General features: G+C 64.5%; 21 protein-coding genes. 17 read left to right on the forward strand and 4 right to left on the reverse strand.

The window, feature by feature from the left end; translation table 11 throughout:
• The first annotated feature begins 4 nt into the window (after positions 1-4).
• The 3 genes from thrS to NOG11_RS02670 are packed head-to-tail and all read left to right on the forward strand — an operon-like array spanning position 5 to position 4025.
• A complete protein-coding gene (gene thrS, locus NOG11_RS02660; RefSeq protein ID WP_256618083.1) occupies positions 5-1963 on the forward strand; it encodes a threonine--tRNA ligase in 1959 nt (652 codons plus the stop codon).
• Positions 1963-3162, forward strand: a complete 1200-nt coding sequence (locus NOG11_RS02665; protein WP_256618084.1) for an O-antigen ligase family protein — start codon at positions 1963-1965, stop codon at positions 3160-3162. Before thrS ends, NOG11_RS02665 begins: the two co-directional genes overlap by 1 nt.
• Entirely contained in the window at positions 3159-4025 is an 867-nt protein-coding gene (locus NOG11_RS02670) for a glycosyltransferase (protein WP_256618085.1), read from the forward strand. Before NOG11_RS02665 ends, NOG11_RS02670 begins: the two co-directional genes overlap by 4 nt.
• 14 nt (positions 4026-4039) lie before the next feature.
• Here NOG11_RS02670 and NOG11_RS02675 read toward each other — a convergent pair whose 3' ends face one another.
• Entirely contained in the window at positions 4040-4798 is a 759-nt protein-coding gene (locus NOG11_RS02675) for a hypothetical protein (RefSeq protein ID WP_256618086.1), read from the reverse strand.
• A gap of 34 nt (positions 4799-4832) precedes the next feature.
• Entirely contained in the window at positions 4833-5423 is a 591-nt protein-coding gene (gene phaR / locus NOG11_RS02680) for a polyhydroxyalkanoate synthesis repressor PhaR (RefSeq protein ID WP_256618087.1), read from the reverse strand.
• 122 nt (positions 5424-5545) lie between these two features.
• On the opposite strand from phaR, the gene NOG11_RS02685 reads away from it, so the two are divergent.
• From NOG11_RS02685 to NOG11_RS02745, 13 genes are all read left to right on the forward strand, one after another.
• Entirely contained in the window at positions 5546-6727 is a 1182-nt protein-coding gene (locus tag NOG11_RS02685; RefSeq protein WP_256618088.1) for an acetyl-CoA C-acetyltransferase, read from the forward strand.
• Positions 6728-7258: 531 nt separating this feature from the next.
• Positions 7259-7888, forward strand: coding sequence for an NADH-quinone oxidoreductase subunit J (locus NOG11_RS02690; protein WP_256618089.1), 630 nt, complete (start codon positions 7259-7261; stop codon positions 7886-7888).
• Between the two features lie 4 nt (positions 7889-7892).
• Complete coding sequence (gene nuoK, locus NOG11_RS02695; protein WP_256618090.1) at positions 7893-8219, forward strand: NADH-quinone oxidoreductase subunit NuoK; 327 nt, start codon at positions 7893-7895, stop codon at positions 8217-8219.
• Between the two features lie 4 nt (positions 8220-8223).
• Positions 8224-10386: an NADH-quinone oxidoreductase subunit L gene (nuoL, locus tag NOG11_RS02700; RefSeq protein WP_256618091.1), complete on the forward strand. Its 2163-nt coding sequence runs from the start codon at positions 8224-8226 to the stop codon at positions 10384-10386.
• Positions 10386-11981 (forward strand): NADH-quinone oxidoreductase subunit M, encoded by a 1596-nt coding sequence (locus NOG11_RS02705; protein ID WP_256618092.1) that lies wholly within the window; start codon positions 10386-10388, stop codon positions 11979-11981. Before nuoL ends, NOG11_RS02705 begins: the two co-directional genes overlap by 1 nt.
• Positions 11978-13435, forward strand: a complete 1458-nt coding sequence (gene nuoN / locus NOG11_RS02710; protein WP_256618093.1) for an NADH-quinone oxidoreductase subunit NuoN — start codon at positions 11978-11980, stop codon at positions 13433-13435. The genes NOG11_RS02705 and nuoN overlap by 4 nt, the downstream gene beginning before the upstream one ends.
• Positions 13432-14151 carry a biotin--[acetyl-CoA-carboxylase] ligase gene (locus NOG11_RS02715; protein WP_256618094.1) on the forward strand — a complete coding sequence of 240 codons (720 nt, stop codon included), beginning with the start codon at positions 13432-13434 and terminating at the stop codon, positions 14149-14151. Before nuoN ends, NOG11_RS02715 begins: the two co-directional genes overlap by 4 nt.
• Positions 14152-14183: 32 nt before the next feature.
• A complete protein-coding gene (locus NOG11_RS02720) occupies positions 14184-14954 on the forward strand; it encodes a type III pantothenate kinase (RefSeq protein WP_256618095.1) in 771 nt (256 codons plus the stop codon).
• Complete coding sequence (locus NOG11_RS02725) at positions 14954-16621, forward strand: ribonuclease J (RefSeq protein ID WP_256618096.1); 1668 nt, start codon at positions 14954-14956, stop codon at positions 16619-16621. Before NOG11_RS02720 ends, NOG11_RS02725 begins: the two co-directional genes overlap by 1 nt.
• 4 nt (positions 16622-16625) lie before the next feature.
• Complete coding sequence (locus NOG11_RS02730; protein ID WP_256618097.1) at positions 16626-16871, forward strand: DUF1467 family protein; 246 nt, start codon at positions 16626-16628, stop codon at positions 16869-16871.
• Between the two features lie 84 nt (positions 16872-16955).
• Positions 16956-18425, forward strand: coding sequence for a magnesium transporter (gene mgtE / locus NOG11_RS02735; RefSeq protein ID WP_256618098.1), 1470 nt, complete (start codon positions 16956-16958; stop codon positions 18423-18425).
• A gap of 101 nt (positions 18426-18526) precedes the next feature.
• Positions 18527-18889, forward strand: coding sequence for a YMGG-like glycine zipper-containing protein (locus NOG11_RS02740; RefSeq protein WP_256618099.1), 363 nt, complete (start codon positions 18527-18529; stop codon positions 18887-18889).
• Between the two features lie 46 nt (positions 18890-18935).
• Positions 18936-19250, forward strand: a complete 315-nt coding sequence (locus tag NOG11_RS02745; RefSeq protein WP_256618100.1) for a hypothetical protein — start codon at positions 18936-18938, stop codon at positions 19248-19250.
• Positions 19251-19407: 157 nt separating this feature from the next.
• Here NOG11_RS02745 and NOG11_RS02750 read toward each other — a convergent pair whose 3' ends face one another.
• Positions 19408-20058, reverse strand: coding sequence for a J domain-containing protein (locus tag NOG11_RS02750; protein ID WP_256618101.1), 651 nt, complete (start codon positions 20056-20058; stop codon positions 19408-19410).
• Positions 20059-20192: 134 nt separating this feature from the next.
• Here NOG11_RS02750 and NOG11_RS02755 point away from each other — a divergent pair, with 134 nt between their 5' ends.
• A complete protein-coding gene (locus NOG11_RS02755) occupies positions 20193-20465 on the forward strand; it encodes a BolA family protein (RefSeq protein WP_256618102.1) in 273 nt (90 codons plus the stop codon).
• Here NOG11_RS02755 and NOG11_RS02760 read toward each other — a convergent pair.
• Positions 20438-21691, reverse strand: coding sequence for a TCR/Tet family MFS transporter (locus tag NOG11_RS02760; RefSeq protein WP_256618103.1), 1254 nt, complete (start codon positions 21689-21691; stop codon positions 20438-20440). The genes NOG11_RS02755 and NOG11_RS02760 overlap by 28 nt on opposite strands.
• Positions 21692-21870: the final 179 nt, after the last annotated feature.

Consider the following 21870-nt stretch of genomic DNA (forward strand, 5'->3'; position numbering starts at 1 on the left):
TCCCATGCCCACCATCACCTTGCCCGACGGCGCCGAGCGCCAGTTCGCAGAGCCCGTTTCCGGCGCGGAGCTCGCCGCCGACATCTCCAAGTCGCTGGCCAAGAAGGCCGTGGCCTGGAAGGTGGATGGCGAGCTTTACGACCTCGACCACAAGACCGAAGAGGACGCCGCCGCCGCGATCGTCACCCGCGACGACCCCGAGGGCCTGGACCTCATCCGCCACGACGCGGCGCACCTTCTCGCCCAGGCAGTGCAGGCGCTCTACCCCGACACCCAAGTCACCATCGGCCCGGTGATCGAGGACGGCTTCTATTACGACTTCGCCCGCGAAGAACCTTTCTCCACGGAGGATTTCGAGCGCATCGAGCGTAAGATGCAGGAGCTCGTCGATGCGGACCTTCCGACGCGGAAAGAGGTCTGGCCCCGCGCGGAAGCCATCGCCCGCTTCGAGGCGCTGGGCGAGCACTATAAAGCCGAGCTAATCAAGGACCTGCCCGAGGACGAGGAGATTAAGGTCTACCACCACGGCGAATGGTACGATCTCTGCCGCGGGCCGCACCTTCCGTCTACGAAGCATATCGGCAAGGCGTTCAAGCTGATGAAGCTGGCCGGTGCCTATTGGCGCGGCGATCACCGCAACGCTGTGCTTCAGCGGGTCTACGGCACGGCCTGGACGAACGAGAAAGAACTGAAGCAGTACCTCCACCGTCTGGAGGAGGCCGAGAAGCGCGACCACCGCAAGCTGGGGCGCGAGATGGACCTCTTCCACCTCCAAGAAGAGGCGCACGGCTCTGTTTTCTGGCACCCGAACGGCTATACCATGTGGCTGGAGCTCGAGGCCTATATCCGCCGTAAGCTGAGCAAATACGGCTATGTGGAGGTCAAGACCCCGCAGCTCATCGATGCGAAGCTGTGGGAGAAGTCGGGTCACTGGGGCAAGTACTCCCAGAACATGTTCGTGGTCCCCGACGATGTTCCGGACACGGTCAGCGACGGCGCGGTCTTCGATCCCGAAGCCAAACTGATGGCCATCAAGCCCATGAACTGCCCCGCCCACGTTCAGGTCTTCAACCAGGGCATCAAGTCCTACCGAGACCTGCCCCTGCGCATGGCCGAGTTCGGCTGCTGCCACCGTAACGAGCCTCACGGGGCGCTCCACGGTATCATGCGGGTGCGTCAGTTCACCCAGGACGACGCGCATATCTTCTGCCGCTGGGACCAGATCGCCGAGGAGACGAAGAAGTTCTGCGCCCTCGCATCCTCCGTCTACGAAGACTTAGGCTTCGAAGACGTCCGCATCGCGCTGGCGACCCGCCCCGAAATGCGTATCGGCACGGATGAAGAGTGGGACCGCATGGAGAAGGTCCTGGCCGACGCCCTGACCGAAGCGGGCCTCGAATACGAAGTGCTGGCAGGCGAGGGCGCCTTCTACGCGCCCAAGCTGGAATACCACCTCCGTGACGCCATCGGCCGGTCCTGGCAGTGCGGCACGCTGCAGCTCGACCCGCTTCTGCCCGAGCGTCTGGGTGCGTCCTATGTGGACGAGGACGGCTCGAAGAAGCGCCCCGTCATGCTGCATCGGGCGATCCTCGGCTCCATGGAGCGCTTCCTCGGCATCCTGATCGAGAACCATGCGGGCCGGATGCCGCTCTGGCTCGCGCCGACCCAGGCTGTGGTGACGACGATCACGTCGGATGCCGACGGCTACGCTCAGGAGGTGGCCGACACCCTCGAAGCAGCGGGCCTCCGGGTGAAGGCGGATCTGCGCAACGAGAAGATCAACTACAAGGTCCGTGAGCACTCCAACGCCAAAGTTCCGGCGATCCTCGTCTGCGGCGCCCGCGAGGCGGAGGAGCGTACCGTCTCCGTCCGCCGCCTCGGTTCGAAGGAGACCCGTACGGTGAGCCTCGACGACATCAAGGCGAGCCTTCTGGAAGAAGCGACGGCGCCCGACCTGCGCTGATGGCTGTCGCGAAGAAGGGTGCGGCGCTCATCGCGGCGGCATTGCTGCCGCTGGTTCTCGTCCTGTCGTTTCGGAACATGTGGGCGGTCTATCTGATCGCCGTCCTGCCCTGGCTGGTGGTGCATTTCAGGTCGGGCGGAGCGAGGCTGATCGAGCTGGTGACGCGCACCGCGCCGGGCCGTTTGCTGACGATCTGCCTGCTGCTGGCCACCGCTTCGCTGGCTTGGACGAGCGGGAAAGGCGGCGATGAAGCGATCGTCGAGCTCTACGTTCTGGTCTTCGTCGCGGGGATCACTCTGTCCGCAGCATCCATGCCGAGGGAGGCCAGCGGGCAGGGGGACGTCCCCAGGCTGCTCTCCATCGGTACGCTGATCGGCCTTCTCCTCCTGGCCTTCGAGGGAGCGACGGGGAGCCTGATCCGTCAGAGCCTGCCGCCGGAGCAGGAGCCGGTGCGCGACATGTCGGATACGGGCCACGGCTTTGCCCTGGCGCTGATCCTCCTCCCGCCCGCCATGCTGTGGCTTTCCGGTCGGACCCGCCTGCCATGGCCGTTCTGGGCGACGGCTCTGATAGCGGGAGCCGGGGGGGTGCTCTCGATCATGGTCGTCAACGCGCTTGCCTTCGCGGCGGGTCTTATCACCATGCTGTGCGCCGCCGGAAGGAGACGCTGGCCGCTCGGCATGGCTGCCGCGCTCGGCGTGTTCGCGGTCCTGACGCCGCTTTTCTACCTCATGTTCTCGCCTCCGCCTGAGGTGATCGTCAGTCTCCCGATCCTCGACAGCGCAGCCCACCGGCTGCTGATCGGCAGGACCCTGATGGACCTATGGCAGGAGGGCAATATGCTGTTCGGTGAGGGGGTGCGATCCGTCTACGCCCTGACCGAGAGCGCCGCGACCGTGACCCTGGCGAGCGGCATGGAGGTGAAGACCGTCTCCTCCCACGCGCACAACATCTTCGTTCAGTTCCTCTACGAGTTCGGCCTGGTGGGCTACCTCCTCTTCGTTGCGGGCGGCGCCTTCGTGTTCCGTGCGATCTGGAAGGCGAAGCTCAGCAGCCGGACGGAGACGGCCATTGCCGGCCTCCTTGCCATCACCCTCGTCTACGCGCTCAGCCATATGGACCTTTACAGCATACATGTCTGGTGCGGCATCGCCTTCAGCACCATGAGCATCATGCTTCAAGCGAGGTCCCTGCCGTGATCTCGGTCATCATCGTCAGCTACATGACCGGTGGGGTCCTGTTCTCCTCCATCGAGACCGCGCTCGGCCAGGACGGGGTGGGGGATGTGCTTCTCGTGGATAACGGGAACCCCGCAATGGATGAGGAGAGGCTCGACGCCCTCGCCTCCGCCGAAGAACGTCTCACCGTCCTGCGTGGGCAGGGCAATGTCGGCTTCGCCGCGGCCTGCAATCTGGGTGCGGCCCATGCGAGGGGCCGGTACTGCCTGTTTCTCAACCCCGACGCCCTTCTGCCTGAAGGCGCCGCCGTCAAACTCGCCGAAGCCGGCGAAGGTTCGGGGGCGGAGCATTGGGTGACGGGGCCGGTTCTTCTGAACCCTGACGGCACCGAGCAGCAGGGCTCACGCCGTCAGATCCTCACGCCGTGGAACGCCTTCGTCGAGGCCACGAAGCTCTGGAAACTCGCCCCGCAGCACCCGGCCTTCCGCCGCTTCAACGATCACGAGGCGCCGCCCCTCCAGAGGAGCACGGTGGTGCCGTGCCTGTCGGGCGCCTGTTTTCTGGTTCCTCGCGGAACCTGGGACGAGCTCGGCGGCATGGACCAGCGCTTCTTCCTCCATGTGGAGGATATCGATTTCTTCTTGAGGCTGAACAAGCTTGGAGGGCTGGCCATCGCCGTGCCTGAGGTCGGGGTGGTGCACCACAAGAGCTCGAGCCAAGTGGACCCGCTCTTCGTGGAGAAACGCAAGAAGCAGTCGATGAACCTCTACTTCGACACCCACTTCAAGGGCGTCTACCCGAAGGGGTTTTTGAGCCTGCTGCGCGGTCTCCTCTGGACCAGCTTCAGCTTCCGCAAGCTGAAGCTTCTTCTAAAGCGAGGCTAGACCGACGCGAAGCTTCAGCTTGGGTCCACCCAACCCCGTGGTTTGGAAGCTCCTTCTTGGAAACGTTCATAGGCTTCATAGCCACACTTCACTTTTCCAAAGTTGATTTGCTTTGGTGCAGGTTCTGGACATCGATAGACATGAATCCGCTCGATAGGCGCATCGATTTCGGGAGCCTCTCGTATCTTACCCTGCCTATTCGCTTTAGACGGTAGCCCATTCCAAGTCTTACGAACGATAACTACATCATGTAGTACGGGGTAAGACAATCTGTTGATGTAGGGGGGCGTATCAGCAGCATGAGTTGGCACCCTTACGTCCTGTGGTTCTCTTAGTCTATAGATAGCACCACTATCAACATAGTTAAACCTACTACCATGACTGTAGTTGAAGTAGATACCTCCGCCCAGAACATATCGGTTGTTATGAGAAGAGAAGTAAAGATCTAAAGCATAGTCATCGTATCTTGAAAAACGGTGGTTTTGAAGTTCTTCCGCCGTGAGGTCTCGGACTTTGTAAATTTCGAGCACGATATCAGCTCGTGGAATCGATAAGAAACTGGAGCCGAACTTGATCGTGCCGCCGAAACTGTTGTCCCATTCGCCCTGTAAGTTGAGCGAGGGTATCCAAGTTTCGGTAGTGGTAGGGTCATCGCTTTCGACGTTAGCCGTGGTCGAGCAAGAGGCAGTAAAAAGAGCTGCAACAAGTACAGTTGTCAGTATACTTGCATTAAATCTATGATATTGCACGAAGAGTGGAATGAGCTTGCTCACTTCGGACCATTTAGTTGTTTTAGAGCGATAAGCCTCAGCCCTTCTTGGCCAGCTCTTCCTTCAGCCGCTCGATCTCGGCCCGCAGGGCTTCGACCTCGCCTTCCTTCGCCGCCGCGCCGCCGCCGTGCTGGGGCGGTTTGAGACCGAACATGGCCATGCCCTGCTCGAACAGCGCCATGTTCTGCCGCGCCGCGTTCTCGAAGATCTGCATCCCGCCCGCCGGGGTCGCGAAGGCTTCGGAGAGCGACTGGCGCATGCTCTCCTGGTTCTTGCGGAACGCCTCCATGGAGGCCTCGAGATAGCTCGGCACGAAGCTCTGCAGGTTGTCGCCGTAGAGGCCGATGAGCTGACGCAGGAAGCGGACGGGGAGGAGGTTCTGCCCCTTGGTCTCCTGCTCGAAGATGATCTGGGCGAGCACCGCGCGGGTCAGGTCGTCGCCGGACTTGGCGTCCACCACCACGAACTCCTCCCCGGCGCGGACCATGCCCGCGAGGGTCTCCAAGGTGACGTAGGTGGAGGTCTTGGTGTTGTAGAGCCGCCGGTTCGCGTACTTCTTGATGACGATGCTCTCGGTCTCCTGCGCGTCGGGCTTGCCTTCTGCCGGGCTAGGTTGTTCGAGAGCCATATCGTGCGCCTTCCTGGTCCGTTCCCTTAGGCAGTAACCTAGTGGGCGGGCCAGGGAAAGCCCGCTAGCCCATCTCAGTTGCTGCACCCGCGTTGTGCCACTGCAGAATAAAGGAGAAGTTCATGAGCCAGGATGTTGTGATTGCGAGCGCCAAGAGGACGGCCATCGGCAGCTTCGGCGGCACGCTCACGCCGGTCAGCGCCCCCGAGCTCGGCCGCGCTGCCATCGAGGCCGCCATGGAGCAGGCCGGTGTGCAGGGCGAGAACGTCGACGAGGTCATCATGGGCAACGTGCTGACGGCTGGCCTCGGCCAGAACCCGGCGCGCCAGGCCTCGATGAACGCAGGCATTCCTCAGGAGCGCCCGGCCATGACCATCAACCAGGTCTGCGGCTCCGGCCTTCGCGCGGCGATGCTCGGTGCCCAGGTGATCAGGAACGGCGACGGCAAGGTCGTCGTGGTCGGTGGCCAGGAGAACATGTCCGCCTCGCCCCACGCCCAAACCCTGCGCGAGGGCCAGAAGATGGGCCCCGTCACCATGGTCGACACCATGATCGTCGACGGCCTCTGGGACGCCTTCAACAACTACCATATGGGCCAGACCGCCGAGAACCTGGCGGAGAAGTACCAGATCTCCCGCGACGACCAGGACGCCTTTGCCGCTGGCTCCCAGCAGAAAGCCGCCGCTGCCCAGGAAGCCGGGCGCTTCGACGACGAGATCACGGCGGTGACCATTAAGAACCGCAAGGGCGACATCACCTTCGACAAGGACGAGTATATCCGCGGCGGCACCACGGCGGAGAAGCTTGGCGGTCTGCGTCCCGCCTTCGCCAAAGAGGGCTCGGTGACGGCAGGCAACGCCTCGGGCCTCAATGACGGCGCGGCCGCGCTGGTCCTGATGAGCATGGACGAGGCAGAAGCCAGGGGCGTCACCCCGCTCGCCCGCATCAAGAGCTTCGCCCATTGCGGCGTCGACCCCTCCATCATGGGTATCGGCCCGGCGCCCGCCTCGCGGCTCGCGCTCGAGAAAGCGGGCTGGCAGCTTGCCGATCTCGACCTGATCGAGGCCAACGAGGCTTTCGCCGCCCAGGCCCTCTCGGTCGGCAAGGAGCTCGGCTGGGACGCCGAGAAGGTCAACGTCAATGGCGGCGCCATCGCCCTTGGCCACCCCATCGGCGCCTCCGGCGCCCGCATCCTCACCACGCTCCTCTACGAGCTGAAGCGCCGCGAGCAGGACAAGGGCCTCGCCACCCTGTGCATCGGCGGCGGCATGGGCGTCGCCATGTGCGTCGAGCGCGTGCACTAATTTAGTTGGCGCTACCGCTCGCTCGCGCTCGCTACTTGAGCGCCGGCTCGACTTCGCTTTCGCTTCGCTCGCGTTCTCAGCGGGTTAGGGTGGTTGCTTGGTTCCTCCCCCTTCCTGGAGGAGCTGTCCTACGGGTTGGTCCTTGTTGCAACGCTCTTTCTCTAGCGCTCACTCTTCCTTCTAACGCTCACCACGGCGAAGACCGTGGTGCCCATCTCCTGCGGGTGCTTTCTCGTTCGGCCTTCAGGTGATGGGTCCCACGGTCTTCGCTGCGCTGCGCCGTGGGAAGCTTGCTGTAGGGGAACCGTCCAGTGCCAAACCCTACCCTCCGTTCGTAGCGAGGCCGGTGCGAAACGGCCCTCGAGCACGAAGCCTTGCCACCGAAGGTCAGCGCTCTGGGTCGGCGCCACCCGCCGCACCTGAAACCGGGCGGCGGGGGCTTTCCCTCCCCCATGGTTTGCGCTAGCCGCGCCGGAAATCTTTCGGGCGCGCCGTGCGTGCTGCGCCCATTCCCAATCCGAAGGGTCGCCGATGGGCTTTGCCGACATCTCCTTCATCGTGTTCGCCGTCTTCACCGTGGTGAGCGGTCTGGGCGTGATCCTCGCCAAGAACCCCGTGCACTCGGTGCTGATGCTGATCCTCGCCTTCATCTCGACGGCCGGGCTGTTCGTGCTGATGGGTGCCGAGTACCTCGCCTTCCTCCTGGTCGTCGTCTATGTCGGCGCGGTCGCGGTCCTGTTCCTGTTCGTCGTGATGATGCTCGACGTCGATTTCGCCGAGCTGCGCGCCGACTACATGCGCTACGCGCCGCTGGGCGGTCTCGTGGCGGTGGCGCTGGTGGTGCAGATCGGCCTGATGGTCGCCAACTGGCAGATCCCCGACGAGGCGCTGGCCGCGAGGCAGGCCCCGACGGAGGTGATCCGCACAGTCACCGACGCGGAGGTCGGCAATGCCGAGCAGCTCGGCATGGTGCTCTACACCCGCTACGTGCACTTCTTCCAGATCGCCGGGCTGATCCTCCTGGTCGCCATGATCGGCGCCATCACCCTGACCTTCCGCGAGCGGCGGGGCATCAAGGTGCAGGATGTGGGCAAGCAGGTCGGGCGCCGCCGCGAGGATGCGGTCGAGGTGGTCTCCGTGCCCACCGGACGGGGGATCTGAACCGATGGAGAACGAACTCGTCGCAGGCCCGAGCCTCGGTGCCTATCTCACGGTCGCAGGCATTCTCTTCGCCATCGGCGTCGCGGGCATCTTCCTCAACCGCAAGAACGTCATCATCATCCTGATGTCGATCGAGCTCATGCTCCTCGCCGTGAACATCAACTTCGTGGCCTTCTCGATGTTCCTTCAGGACCTTGTCGGCCAGGTCTTCGCCTTCATGGTCCTGACCGTGGCCGCCGCGGAAGCCGCCATCGGCCTTGCCATCCTCGTCACCTTCTTCAGGAACCGCGGCGACATCGCCGTGACCTCCGCCAACACGATGAGGAACTAGGCCCGTGCTACAACAACTCATCGTTCTCCTGCCGCTTTTCGGTGCCATGGCGGCCATGTCAGTAGGCCGCCTGGCCAGTGCCCGCGCCGCCGAAATCTTGACCACCAGCCTCGTCGGCCTCGCAGCACTTTTCGCCTGGATTACCTTCTTCCAGGTGGGCTTCGGCGACGGCGAAAGGACGTACATCCTCTTCGAGTGGATCCGCTCGGGCAGCCTCCAGGCCAACTGGGCCGTGCGTGTCGATACGCTGTCGGCGGTGATGATGATCGTCATCACGACCGTCTCGGCGCTCGTCCACTGCTACTCCATCGGCTATATGGAGGAGGACCCGTCCAGGCCCCGCTTCTTCGCCTACCTGTCGCTCTTCACCTTCGCCATGCTGGCGCTGGTGACTGCGGACAACCTCATCCAGCTCTTCTTCGGCTGGGAGGGCGTGGGCCTCGCGAGCTACCTCCTCATCGGCTTCTGGCACCACAAGAAGTCGGCCAACGACGCGGCCATCAAGGCCTTTGTGGTCAACAGGGTAGGGGATGTGGGCCTCGGCCTCGGCATCATGGCCTGCTTCTTCGTCTTCGGCTCCGTCGAGTTCGACCCGATCCTCGACATCGTGCGCAATGACGGCCTGGTGCAGCCCTTCTTCAGCCAGACCGCCGTGCCTCTGTCGGAGCTGAAGATCCAGTTCCTCGACCGCACCTACCCGGCCATCGAGATCGTGGGCGTGCTCCTCTTCATCGGCGCCATGGGCAAGTCGGCGCAGTTCCTGCTGCACACCTGGCTGCCCGACGCGATGGAGGGTCCGACGCCGGTCTCCGCCCTGATCCACGCGGCCACCATGGTCACGGCGGGGGTCTTCCTCGTCTGCCGCATGTCGGACCTTTACGCTGCCGCGCCGGTGGCCTCGGCGATCATCACGGTGATCGGCCTGATCACGGCGCTGTTCGCGGCGACGGTGGGCCTCGTGCAGACCGACATCAAACGGGTCATCGCCTATTCGACGGCCAGCCAGCTCGGCTACATGTTCTTCGCGGCAGGCGTAGGCGGCTACGGCGCGGCGATGTTCCACCTCACCACCCACGCCGCCTTCAAAGCGCTTCTGTTCCTCGGCGCGGGCGCGGTAATCCATTTCAGCCACCATGAGCAGGACATGCGCAACATGGGCGGGCTCGCGCGGCAGATGCCGGCGACCTTCTTCGCCATGATGCTCGGCACGCTGGCGATCACCGGGGTGGGCATCCCGTTCCTCTACCCCGATATTCTACCCGTGCCCTTCGGCTTTGCGGGCTTCGTCTCGAAGGACGTGATCCTGGAGACCGCTTATGGCGGCATCGAGGGCGGGGCGGCCTTTGCGGGCGCGGCCTTTGTCGGCGGTCTGATCGCGGCGATCCTCACCGGCTTCTACTCCTGGCGGCTCATCTTCCTCACCTTCGGCGGTGAGTGGCGGGCACCAGCCGAGGTGCGCAAGCATCCCCACGACGTACCCGGCGTGATGCTGTGGCCGCTGGCACCCCTGGCCATCGGCGCGGTGGTCGCGGGCATGGCGTTCTACAAGCCCTTTGTCGGCTACGGCGCGGAGAAGTTCTGGGGCGGCTCGATCCACCTCGCCTCCGAGGACCATGGCGGGGATAGCCATGCCGGTGACGATCACGGGACGGACGACCACGGCGCTGCCACCTATGAGGAGACCGGCATCGCCGCCTATGCCGATGCGGACGAGGCACCTGCCGAGGAAGCCTACGGCGACGAAGCCTATGCCTCAGACGACGCCCATGGCGGCGAGCACCACTTCCCCGCCTGGGTGCTGGTGGCGCCGTTGGCCGCGGGCACGATCGGCCTCGTCCTGGCCTGGTTCCAGTATGGCCGGGGCAAGCGCGATCCCCTACGGCCCGGTCTCATCCGTCCCGGCGGCATCGTCTACGAGTTCCTCAAGAACCGCTGGTATATCGATCGGCTCTACCAGATCCTGTTCCAGGAGCCCGCACGGCTCGTGGGCCGGTTCCTGTGGAAGCGCGGCGATGAGAGCACCATCGACGGCGGCGGCCCCAACGGCCTCGCCCGCCTGATGAGCGCCAGCGCCAAGAGAACCGTCGGTGTGCAGACCGGCTTCGTCTTCCACTACGCCTTCGTGATGCTCCTCGGCGTCGTCATCCTACTCCTGGTCGTCTCCTGATGCCTGAAAGCACCAGCGCCATCCCCTGGCTCTCCTTCCTCACCTTCCTGCCGCTGATCGGGGCGGGGGCGATCGCCATCCGCCGCGCCATCGCGCCGAACACGGACGAGGCGTCCCTCGCCGATGCCGCGCGGCGCGTCGCGCTTCTCACCACCGGCGTGGTCTTCGCGGCGACCCTCTTCATCTATTACGGCGTTTTCGATCAGACCCAGGAGGGCTTCCAACTCGTCGAGCAGATGAGCTGGATCGGCGACGGCATCACCTACAAGCTCGGCGTGGACGGCATCTCGATCCTGTTCGTCTTTCTGACGGCCTTCATCATGCCAGTCTGCATCCTGGCGAGCTGGACCTCGATCAAGGCCCGCGTCAGCGACTACATGATCGCCTTCCTGATCCTCGAGACAACGATCATGGGCGTCTTCACCTCGCTCGACCTCGTCCTCTTCTACGTCTTCTTCGAGGCCTCGCTGATCCCGATGTTCCTGATCATCGGCATCTGGGGCAGCCCCGGCACGCGAGAGCTCTTCGGGCGGACGGTGTCGAACCGCGTCTATGCCGCGTTCAAGTTCTTCCTCTACACGCTGCTCGGCTCGCTCCTGATGCTGATCGCCATCGTCTATATCTGGCTGACGGTGGGCACGACGGATGTGCCGACGCTGCTGCAGACGGATTTCGGCGTGGAGGCGCAGCGCTGGCTGTGGCTCGCCTTCTTCGTCAGCTTCGCGGTCAAGATGCCCATGTGGCCGGTGCACACCTGGCTGCCCGACGCGCACGTTCAGGCGCCGACGGGGGGCTCCATCGTGCTGGCGGCGATCCTCCTCAAGATGGGCGGCTACGGCTTCATCCGCTTCAGCCTGCCCATGTTCCCCGATGCCAGCGTCGCCTTCTCGGGGCTCGTCTTCGCGCTGAGCGTCATCGCCATCGTCTATACCTCCCTCGTGGCCTTCGCCCAGGAGGACATGAAGAAGCTCATCGCCTACTCCTCGGTGGCGCATATGGGCTTCGTCACCATGGGCCTCTTCACCGGCACCCAGCAGGGCATCGACGGCGCCATGTTCCAGATGCTGAGCCACGGCTTCATCTCCGGCGCGCTCTTCCTCTGTGTGGGCATCCTCTATGAGCGGCGGCACACCCGCTCGATCGCGGCCTTTGGGGGCCTCGCCAAGTCGATGAAGGTCTTCGCCTTCTTCTTCCTGTTCTTCTCCATGGCCAATGTCGGCCTGCCGGGGCTGTCGGGCTTCATCGGCGAGATCCTGACCATGATCGGCGCCTTCCAGATCAACACCTGGGTCGCAGCGCTCGCCGCTCTCGGCATGATCCTGTCGGCGGCTTACGGTCTGCGGCTCTACAGGGAGGTCGTATTCGATCAGCCCACGGGCGAGGCGACCATGCCGGACCTCAGCCGCCGTGAGCTCGGCCTTCTCGCCGTGCTTGGCTTCATGACCCTTTACCTGGGCGTCCGCCCGACCCCCACCCTCGACGTCTTCGCCGTGCCCACCAGAAGCATCAGCGCGGAAGTCCTGGCCGCTGCCGAGCGCCGCAACGCCGAGCGGGCAACCGAGGTCGAGGTGGCCGAGAACGAGGTGCCGGAATGATCCAGCCTTTCGCCGACGTTCAGCTCCTCCTGCCGGAGCTTCTTCTCTCCATCGTCGCCATGGTGCTCCTGATCGTAGGCGCCCTGATCAAGCGCGACATCACCCGCGAGCTGAGCTTCGTAGCCGCGCTGTCGCTCTTGGGTGCGGCGCTCTTGGTGCGCAGCCCGGAGGAAGGCTTCGTCATCTTCGGCGGCGCCTTCGCCACGGACGAGTTCGCCCGCTTCGGCCGCATCGCCATCTTCGTGACGGCGGGCCTGGCCCTCCTTCTCTCCAATGGATTCTTCCGTCGCGAGAAGCTCCTGCGACCTGAATATGTCGTCCTGGTGCTGCTCAGCTCCATCGGCATGGGGCTGATGGTTTCCGCGACGGACCTCATCGCCGTCTACCTAGGCGTCGAGCTGCAGTCCCTCTGCGTCTACATCATGGCGACGCTGAACCGCGACTCGAAGCGGTCCACCGAGGCGGGTCTCAAATACTTCGTGCTCGGTGCGCTGAGCTCGGGCTTCCTCCTCTACGGCGCCTCGCTGATCTACGGTTTCACGGGCTCGACCCAGTTCGCCGATATCGCCGCCTCTAGCATCGTCACGGACAGCCCCGTAGGCCTCACCTTCGGGCTGATCTTCTTCGTATCGGCTTTGGCGTTCAAGGTCTCGGCCGCGCCGTTCCATATGTGGACGCCTGACGTCTATGAAGGCTCGCCGACACCGGTGACTGCCTTCATGGCAGCGGCACCGAAGCTTGCAGGTATGTTCCTCTTCGGCCGCTTCCTGGTCCAGGCCTTCCCCGGCCTCATCGACCAGTGGCAACCGGTGATCTGGATCATCTCCGCCGCCTCGATGATCGTCGGTGCGCTGAGTGCCCTCGTTCAGACCAACATCAAGCGGCTGATGGCCTACTCCTCCATCGGCCATATGGGCTACGCGCTGATCGGCCTTGCCGCGGGCACCGAGACCGGCATCTCCTCGATGGCGAGCTACATGCTCATCTACATGCTGATGACCCTCGGCACCTTCGCCTGCATCCTGATGATGCGCCGTCCCGAGGGGATGGCCGAGAACATCACCGACCTCTCCGGCCTGTCCCAGACGAGACCGGCGCTCGCCATCGCGTTCAGCATCCTCTTCATCTCGCTGGCGGGCATACCCCCCTTCATCGGCTTCTTCGCCAAGTTCTTCGTCTTCACGGCGGCGGTGGATGCGGGGCTGATCATCCTCGCGGTGGTGGCAGTGGTGACCTCCGTGATCGCCACCTTCTACTACCTCTCCGTGATCAGAACGATCTGGTTCGCCGAGCCCACCCCTGAGTTCGTCACCGACCAGGACGCATCCGTGAGGATGACTGCCTCCGGTTCCGCCATCCTGGTGACCTTGGGCACGATCTTCCTCGTCGGCCCGATCGCGGGCGCCGCCGCTGTGGCAGCGCGCGCGCTCTTCCCAGCCGTCGTCGGCGGGTGAGGCATCTCCGCCTCGCCTCCTGCGGCTCCACCAATGACGAGGCGAAGCGGCGGCTGGGCGAAGGCCTTGTGCCGCCCTTCCTCGTCAGCACCGCCGAGCAGACCGCCGGAAGGGGTAGGGAGGGGCGTAGCTGGAGCCACCCCAAGGGCAACTTCGCCGGGTCCTTCGCCCTGACGCCTCCGCAGCTTCTCAAAGACGAACCGGGCCTCGCCTCGCTTCTGAGCGGGCTGTCGGTGATCGAGGCGCTGCAGCACTTCGGCGCGAGCGAAGCGGACCTTCAGGTCAAATGGCCGAACGACGTGCTTCTGGCTGAGCGCAAGGTGGCAGGCATCCTGGCCGAGATGGTTTCAAAGAGCGAGGAGATAGCTTTCGTTATCGGCATCGGCGTGAACTTGGTGCAGCCGCCTCGCGAAGCACGCTTTCCGGCGGCGGCGGTGTTCTCGAAGGATAGCGCACCGGATGAAGCCGCCTTTGGTGACATGCTGGCAGAGAAGCTCTTGCAGTCGATGGCGTTCGCCCAGGAGAACGGCTCCGCCGCCCTCCGCAGCCGGTTCAAGGCCAGGGCCTGGCGGATCGGGCAGAGTATCGCCATCGGTTCGGGCCAGGGCGCGGCCTCCGGGCTTTTCGAAGACATCGATCCCCATGGCCGCATTCTCCTGCGCCTAGCCGACGGCTCCTTCCGCACGATCTCGGCAGGAGACGTGTCCCACGGGTGACCGGGGGTTCCGTTTCGTGCAAAGGCGCACCCATGCTGCTTGCCATCGACGTCGGAAACACGAACACGGTCTTCGCCCTGGTCCATGAGGGTGAGACGCTGGAACGCTGGCGCGCCTCCACCGTGGCCGAGCGCACCGCCGACGAGTACGCCGTCTGGCTCCTGCAGCTCCTGCGCCTGGCGGGAAGGGGCGAGCTTTCGGCGATCAAGAAGTGCATCATCTCCACCGTGGTGCCGCAGTCGCTCTTCCATCTGAGGAACCTCTCCCGCCGCTATTTCGAGGTGGAGCCCATGGTGGTCAGCGCCAACATCCCCGGCATCGAGGTGCGCATCGACCGGCCTTCGGAGGCCGGGGCGGACCGCCTGGTGGGCGCGGTGGCGGGCTTCGTCCAGTATGGCGGGCCGCTGATCATCATCGACTCAGGGACAGCCACCACCTTCGACATTGTGGGAGAGGACGGCGGCTTCGAGGGGGGCATCATCGCTCCCGGCATCAATCTCAGCATGAAGGCCCTGCACGAAGCGGCTGCCCAGCTCCCCCGCATCGCCATCGCCAGGCCCGAGCGGACCATCGGCCGCACCACGGTCGAGGCGCTGCAGTCCGGCATCTTCTGGGGCTATGTAGGCCTGATCGAGGGCATGATCGACAGGATCACCGCCGAGTACGGCAAACCCATGACCGTGGTGGCAACCGGCGGCGTCTCCTCGCTGTTCGAGGGGGCAACGGATAAGATTCAGCATTTCGACCAGGACCTGACCATTACCGGCCTGGTCGAGATCGCACGTAGAATGGAAGCGTCCTGATGAGCGACGAACTCGTATTCCTGCCGCTCGGCGGCTCCGGCGAGATCGGCATGAACCTCAACCTCTACGGCTTCGGCCCGGCGGGGGAGAGGCAGTGGATCATGATCGACTGCGGCGTCACCTTCGCAGGCGACGACTATCCCGGCATCGACCTGATCACCCCCGACATCGACTACCTGCTGGACGATCTCGACAGCGGCTCGGAGTTTCTGGGGCTGATTCTCACCCATGGTCACGAGGACCATATCGGCGCGGTGGCGCATCTCTGGCCGAGCTTCGAGGGGCCGATCTACGCGACCCCCTTCACGGCGGAGCTCGTGCGGCGAAAGTTCGTAGACGTTGGGATCGACGACGCGCCGATCGAGATCACCGACCTGAAGGCGCGGTTCCGGCTCGGGCCGTTCGACCTCGAATACATCACCCTGACCCACTCGATCCCCGAGCCCAACGCCGTGGTCATTAGAACGCCGCTCGGGCTCATTCTGCACACGGGGGATTTCAAGATCGACCCCAGCCCCGTTCTGGGGGAGGAGACCGACTACGACGCCCTCAAGGCCCTCGGCGAGGAGGGCGTCTTGGCGATGATGTGCGACAGCACCAACGTCTTCTCCGAAGGACGCTCCGGCTCGGAGAGCGCGGTGGCGGACACGCTGGCGCAGGTCATCGCGGAGCAGAAGGGGAGGGTGGCGGTCACCACCTTCGCCTCCAATGTCAGCCGGGTGGTCTCGATCTGCCGCGCCGCGGTGAAGGCCGATCGCTCCGTATGCCTCCTCGGCCGCTCCATGCTGCGGATGGTGGATGTGGCGCGCATGGTGGACCTCCTGCCGAAAGGCGTCAGCTTCGTGGAGCCGAACGAGGCTGGCTATCTGCCCAACGACAAGGTGCTCTATCTCTGCACCGGCAGCCAGGGCGAAGAGAGGGCGGCGCTGGCCCGCATCGCCCGCGACGACCATCCGGACATCGTCCTCTCCGAAGGCGACACGGTGATCTTCAGTTCCAAGGTGATCCCCGGCAACGAGCGGCCCATCTACGACATGATGAACCAGCTCACCGAGCAGGGCATCGAGGTCATCGCCGAGAGCGACGCCTTCATCCATGTCTCGGGTCATCCGTGCCGTGACGAGCTGCGCGACATGTACGCGATGGTGAAGCCGAGGATCGCGGTGCCGGTCCATGGCGAGCCGCGGCACCTCGCCGAGCACGGCAAGCTGGCGCTTGAGCTAGGCTGCGACCAGGCTATCGTGCCGAAGAATGGCGACCTCGTCCGTCTCGCGCCGGGGCATGCCGAGAAGATCGACGAGGTGCCCGCGGGCCGCCTCTATCTCGACGGCAACATCCTTTTGCCCGAGGGCGATACGGCGCTCCGCGAGCGGCGGCGGCTGGCCCAGGAGGGCGTGATCGTGGTCTCGCTCGCCATCGGTGACGACGGCAAGGTCCGCGACCGCGCGCCAGTCTTCATGAAGGGCGTGCCGAAGGAGGACGAGGAGGGCGATGACCTTCTCGCCATCATCGAGGAGGCGGTGGATGAGGGCCTCGACGCGCTGCCGCGCCCGAAGCGCCAGTCCGACCGCGAGGTGGAGCTGCAGGTCCGCCGGGCGATCCGCGCGCAGCTCAGCCCCCGCTGGGGCAAGCGCTCCGACATCGTCGTCCTGACACTGAGGGTCTGAGAAGATGGGCTGGGGCGGCAGCATCGTCTCCTTCGTCATCATCTGGTGGCTGTGCCTTTTCACGGTGCTCCCGATCAGGCAGCGCAACGTCTGGGAGGAGCCGGACAAGCACGCGGCAGGCTCCGACAGGGGGGCGCCGATCGACCCGGCGATCTGGTACAAGGTGAAGCTCACCACCATGATCGCCGTGCCGGTTTTCGCGCTGGTCTTCCTTGGAGTGACCTTCGGACCACGGATCATAGAAGGGTAGTGCTGCAACGTCCCGTTGCAATCAAGGGGTAGATGTTGTATGGTCGAGCCATCCCAACAACACGAACTGGAGGCTGCCCCACGCGTGCCTGAAACGAATACGTCCGAACACGATCTATCCGAGCTGACGACTCCGGAAGTCGAAGCTATCCTTGATGCCGAAGATGCCGCCCTCGATGAACGGGGCTCGCTGACTTCGGACTTTGTCTATCAGGTTCGAGAACGGATAGGGGAGGACGATGCCGACGGCGTACTCGATCTAGTCGAGGACCTCAAACCGGCGGACGTGGCCGACCTGATCGAGCAGCTCGGCGAGGAGGACACCAAATCCTTCATCAGGCTGGTGGGGGCGGAGCTGCCTGCCGGCGCTCTGGCCGAGCTCGAGGACGGTGCGCGGGACACGGTCATCGACGCGCTGACCACGGAGCAGCTCGCCGAGGCCGTTACCGAGCTCGACACGGACGAAGCGGCCTTCGTCCTCGAGGACATGACCCAGGAGGACCGCGACGAGGTCCTGGCCGAGATGCCCATCGCCGACCGCCTCGCGGTCCGGGCGGCGCTCGAATATGGCGAGGAGACTGCCGGGCGGATCATGCAGCGCGACGTCTTCGCTGCGCCCGGCTACTGGAATGTGGGTCAGATCATCGACCGGCTGCGCTCGGCCGAGCGCCTGCCGGAGACGTTTTATGACGTCTACGTCGTGGATCCTACCTACAAGATCATCGGCCTCGTGCCCCTCAGCCGCTTCGTCAAGGCCAAGCGCGACACCAAGATCGAGAACTTGATCGAGGACGAGCCCGTCATCATCGACGCTGGCATGGATCAGGAGGAGGTCGCCTACCTCTTCGAGAAGTACAACCTCATCTCCGCCCCCGTGATCGACGAGGGGCGGCGGCTCGTCGGCATGATCACCGTCGATGACGTGGTGGAGATCGTCCACTCCGAGGCCGATGAGGACATGCTGGCCCTGGCCGGGATCAACGACGACAACTCGATCAACGTGCCGATCAGGAAGGTGGCGCGCTCGCGCTTCGTCTGGCTGCTGGTCAATCTGGGTACGGCCATTCTGGCCAGCGTCGTCATCGGCATCTTCGACGGCACGATCGAGCAGATGGTGGCGCTGGCCATCCTCATGCCCATCGTCGCCTCCATGGGCGGCAACGCCGGCACCCAGACCATGACCGTGGCCGTGCGCAACCTCTCCACGCGGACCCTCACGGCGGCAACCGCGGTGCGGGCGGTCTACAAGGAGACCGCCGTTTCGGCCCTCAACGGCGTGGCGTTTGCGGTGTTGATGGGGGCGGCGGCGGCGCTCTGGTACCTCCTTCTGGCGGGACAGTCCGCAGCGGATGCATGGGCGCTCGGCGGCGTCTTGGCGGCGGCCATGATCATCAACATGCTGTGTGCAGGCCTCGCGGGCATCTTGATCCCGCTGGCGCTGGACAGGGCGGGGCAGGACCCGGCGGTCAGCTCGGCGGTTTTTGTCACCACGGTGACCGATATCGTCGGCTTCTCCGCCTTCCTTGGGCTCGCCGCGGTGTTCCTGGTCGGCTGACCTTAGGACAATTTCGCGTAGCGGGCACGGAACGGAGGTGGTCCCGAGCCCGTTTGTCCTAAAAACCCGCCTCGGTAACGGCGGCGTAGGAAGGACTAGTCATGCGTATTCTTCTTGGCTTGGCGGGGCTCTCCGCCCTGGCGCTCGGCGCCTGCACCACCACCGGTAACGTCGAACGCAACGCCGTCGGCGGCGCTGCCCTCGGCGCGGCAGCAGGCGCGGTGATCGGCAACAATGTCGGCGACGGCGATGCGGACCGCGGCGCGGCCATCGGCGCTGCCGTCGGCGGCACCGCAGGCGCGATCCGCGGCCGCCAACAGGACGTGCAGTCCGGCGAGGGCACTCGACTCAAGACCGGCCCGGACGGCCGCCAGCTCTACTTCGACGAGCGGGCACAGCGCTACTACTACTACGACGAGACTCGCGACCGGACCTACTGGCAGAACGGCGCGGTGCGCGGCTAAATAACAGGACACGGAACATGGAGGCGTCTCAAGACGTTACGCCTCCATGACCACTGCTACGATCCTCGAATGGTGCGCGACAGGCACCGGCATTGCCGCCGCCATCATCGTCTCGCTCAATCTGGGCGCGAGGATGACGGGGTGGGGCTTCGTCATCTTCACCGTCTCGTCGGTATGCTGGATCGCAGCGGCGCTGATGCAGGAAGAGATGGCGCTGACGGTGCAGAACGGCGTGCTGTTCGTGATCAACCTGATCGGCGTCTACCGCTACCTCATCAATAAGGGGAGGGGCGAGAAGAGCGGCCAAGCGGCTGGCTCGGCGGGCGGTACGCGGACGGGGTCGCTGCAGCCTGCGGAGTAGCTATGATCCCTGGCTACAGCAGTCTCCCTCGGGAGAGACCGACATCTTCGATGTCGAGAGAGGGGTATAGTCTGGACGGGTTCGCAACCTAGCGAAGCCCCTCTCCCCAAATCAGTGGCTATAGGCCTCTCCCGAAGGAGAGGCTCACCGGAAAGCCTCAAACAAACCCGGCCTTTTTCAGGATCTGGTGCGCCTTGATCACCTCCTGAAGCTGCTCCTCGGCGGAGCGGTCGCCTTCGTTGCTGTCCGGGTGGAAGCGCTTCACCAGCTCCGCGTAGCGCTTGCGCACGTCCCCTGAGGAGGCGTTGGCCTTGAGGTTCAGGGTGCGGAACGCCTGGAGCTGCAAACGGGTGAGGCGGCGGCCTTCCCTATACACATCGTTCTGGTTCGAGCTGCCGGTGTCGATGCGCGTCTCGCCGCCGATGGCGTCGTCGATCTCGTGCATGCCGTGAAGGCCAGCCTTCGCTGCCGCCGAGGCGCGCCCGTTCTTCGACATCTTCCAGGTGGGCCGGTCGCCATAGCGGGCGGCATCGCGCATCTGCGCGGCCTGGGCGTCCGTCTTGCCCTCGAAGAAGTTCCAGTTCTTGTTGTGCTCGCGCGCGTGCTGAACGCAGAGCCACAGGAACTCGTTCATCGCCTCGGGCGATTTCGGCGCGCGTGTCTCCGCGGGCTTGTCGCAATCGTCGTGATCACAGGTGCGGGCCTCGGTCTTGGCCCAGGATTTCTTGGAAGTTTTCGAGCCCTTGGTCGGCTTCACGCGGATGTCGAAGCCGTGCCGGGGTTTGTAGCTGAAACGGTCGGTCGCCATAGGTGTGATTATGGTGCTTCTGGCCGTGTCGAACCAGCCTTGACTTATGCCCGTTATGAGAGCGGAGTGCTGCGTTTTGCTTTTCCGCGGCCCCGCGATGCGGACTGACGAAAACCGTCATAGGAGGATTGCCCATGGGACAGGTTGCTGAGACGATAGAGGCCAAGCTGAAGGCCGCTTTCGAGCCGATTACCCTTGAGATTATCGACGAGAGCCACCTGCATAGAGGGCATGCGGGGGCGCCCGAGGGCGGCGAGAGCCATTTCCGCGCCAAGATCGTCAGCGAGCTGTTCGAGGGGCTCTCCCGCCTCGACCGGCAGCGCCGCGTCAATGAGACGCTGCGCGAGGAGCTGGCCGGTCCGGTGCACGCCTTCTCGGCTCAGACGCTGACCCCAGGCGAGGCCTGAGGCACGGGTCTTCTGCTGCGCGAGACGATGACCGCGAAGGGGATCATCGACAGAAGGATGCAGATACCGCCAAGGAGGAGAGGGGCGCCGGGGAAGACCACGCCCTCCCCATCCGTATAGGTTGTAAAGATGCGGGTCATGACGAGGGGGCTCGTCATCATGGTCAGCGACATGACGCTGCCGATGGCGCCCTGAAGCTCCCCCTGGCTGTCGGCAGGCACGGCGGAGGACATGATGCCCTGCATGGCCGGCATCATCAGCCCGCCGAGCGCGCCGACGGCGATCCACACATAGATCCACATTCCCGTCGGCGCGAAGAAGGCGTAGCCCATGAAGCTGATGGTCATTGAGGTGGCGCCGATCAGCACCGCCGAGGGCTCGCCGATCTTAGGGATCAGGGTGCGGGTCAGCCCCCCTTGGACCAGGGCCGCCGTGACCCCGACAAAAGCTAGCGCGAAGCCGATATCGAGGCCCGACCAGCCGTATTTCTGTACGGCGAAATAGCTGAAGACGGCAGGCAGTGAGTTGTGGGCGAACTGCATGAGGAAATAGGCACCGAGCACCACCATGACGATCCGCACGCGGGTCACCGACCACAGGCTGCCGAAGGGATTGGCCCTGGCCAGAGAGAAGGGGCGGGGGGTCTTGTTGGTCTCGGGGAAGAAGAAGAGGCCGAAGAGGAAGTTCACCGCGCCGAGCGCCGCTGCCGCATAGAAGGGCGCCCGCACGTCGATGGTGGCGAAGAGGCCGCCCACCAGCGGCCCGACGATGAAGCCGAGGCCGAACGCTGCGCCGATCAGGCCGAAATTACCGGAGCGCTTCTCCGGCGGCGAGATGTCGGCGATCACCGCGTTGGCGGTGGAGTAGGTGGCCGCGGTCGCGCCTGAGAGAAACCTCGCCAGCACCAGCCAGGCATAGGTCGGCGCCAGTGCCATCAGGAGGAAGTCGAGCGCGTAGAACGCTAGCGAGGTGAGCAGCACCGGCCTGCGCCCGAACCGGTCCGACAGCCCGCCCATCACCGGCGACATGAAGAACTGCGCCAACGCGTAGACGAAGTAGAGCACCCCGCCATAGCTCGCGGCCCCGCTCACATCCTCCCCCGTCACCTCCATCAGGAGCTGCGGCAGGATCGGCATGATGATGCCGAAGCCGATCATCGACAGAAGCACCGTCACGAACATGAAGGTGAGGGCTGTCCTAGGGGAGGGAGCTGCGTTCTCTGCCATCAGCCGGTCGTGAGCGCGGGGGAGGGAACGGTCAAGAGAAAGGCATGGGGGCTGTGCCGCACCACCTCTCCCGCCCTGCGGGAGAGGTCGAAATCTTCGATTTCGGGTGAGGGCCTCGGCGAAGCCGTTCTGGAACGCTCTTCATAGAGACCTGCGCTCAGAACCCCCTCACCCTCGGT

Origin of the sequence: Parvularcula maris (assembly GCF_024505085.1) — a bacterium.
In the GTDB taxonomy this organism is placed as follows: Bacteria; Pseudomonadota; Alphaproteobacteria; order Caulobacterales; family Parvularculaceae; genus Parvularcula; species Parvularcula maris.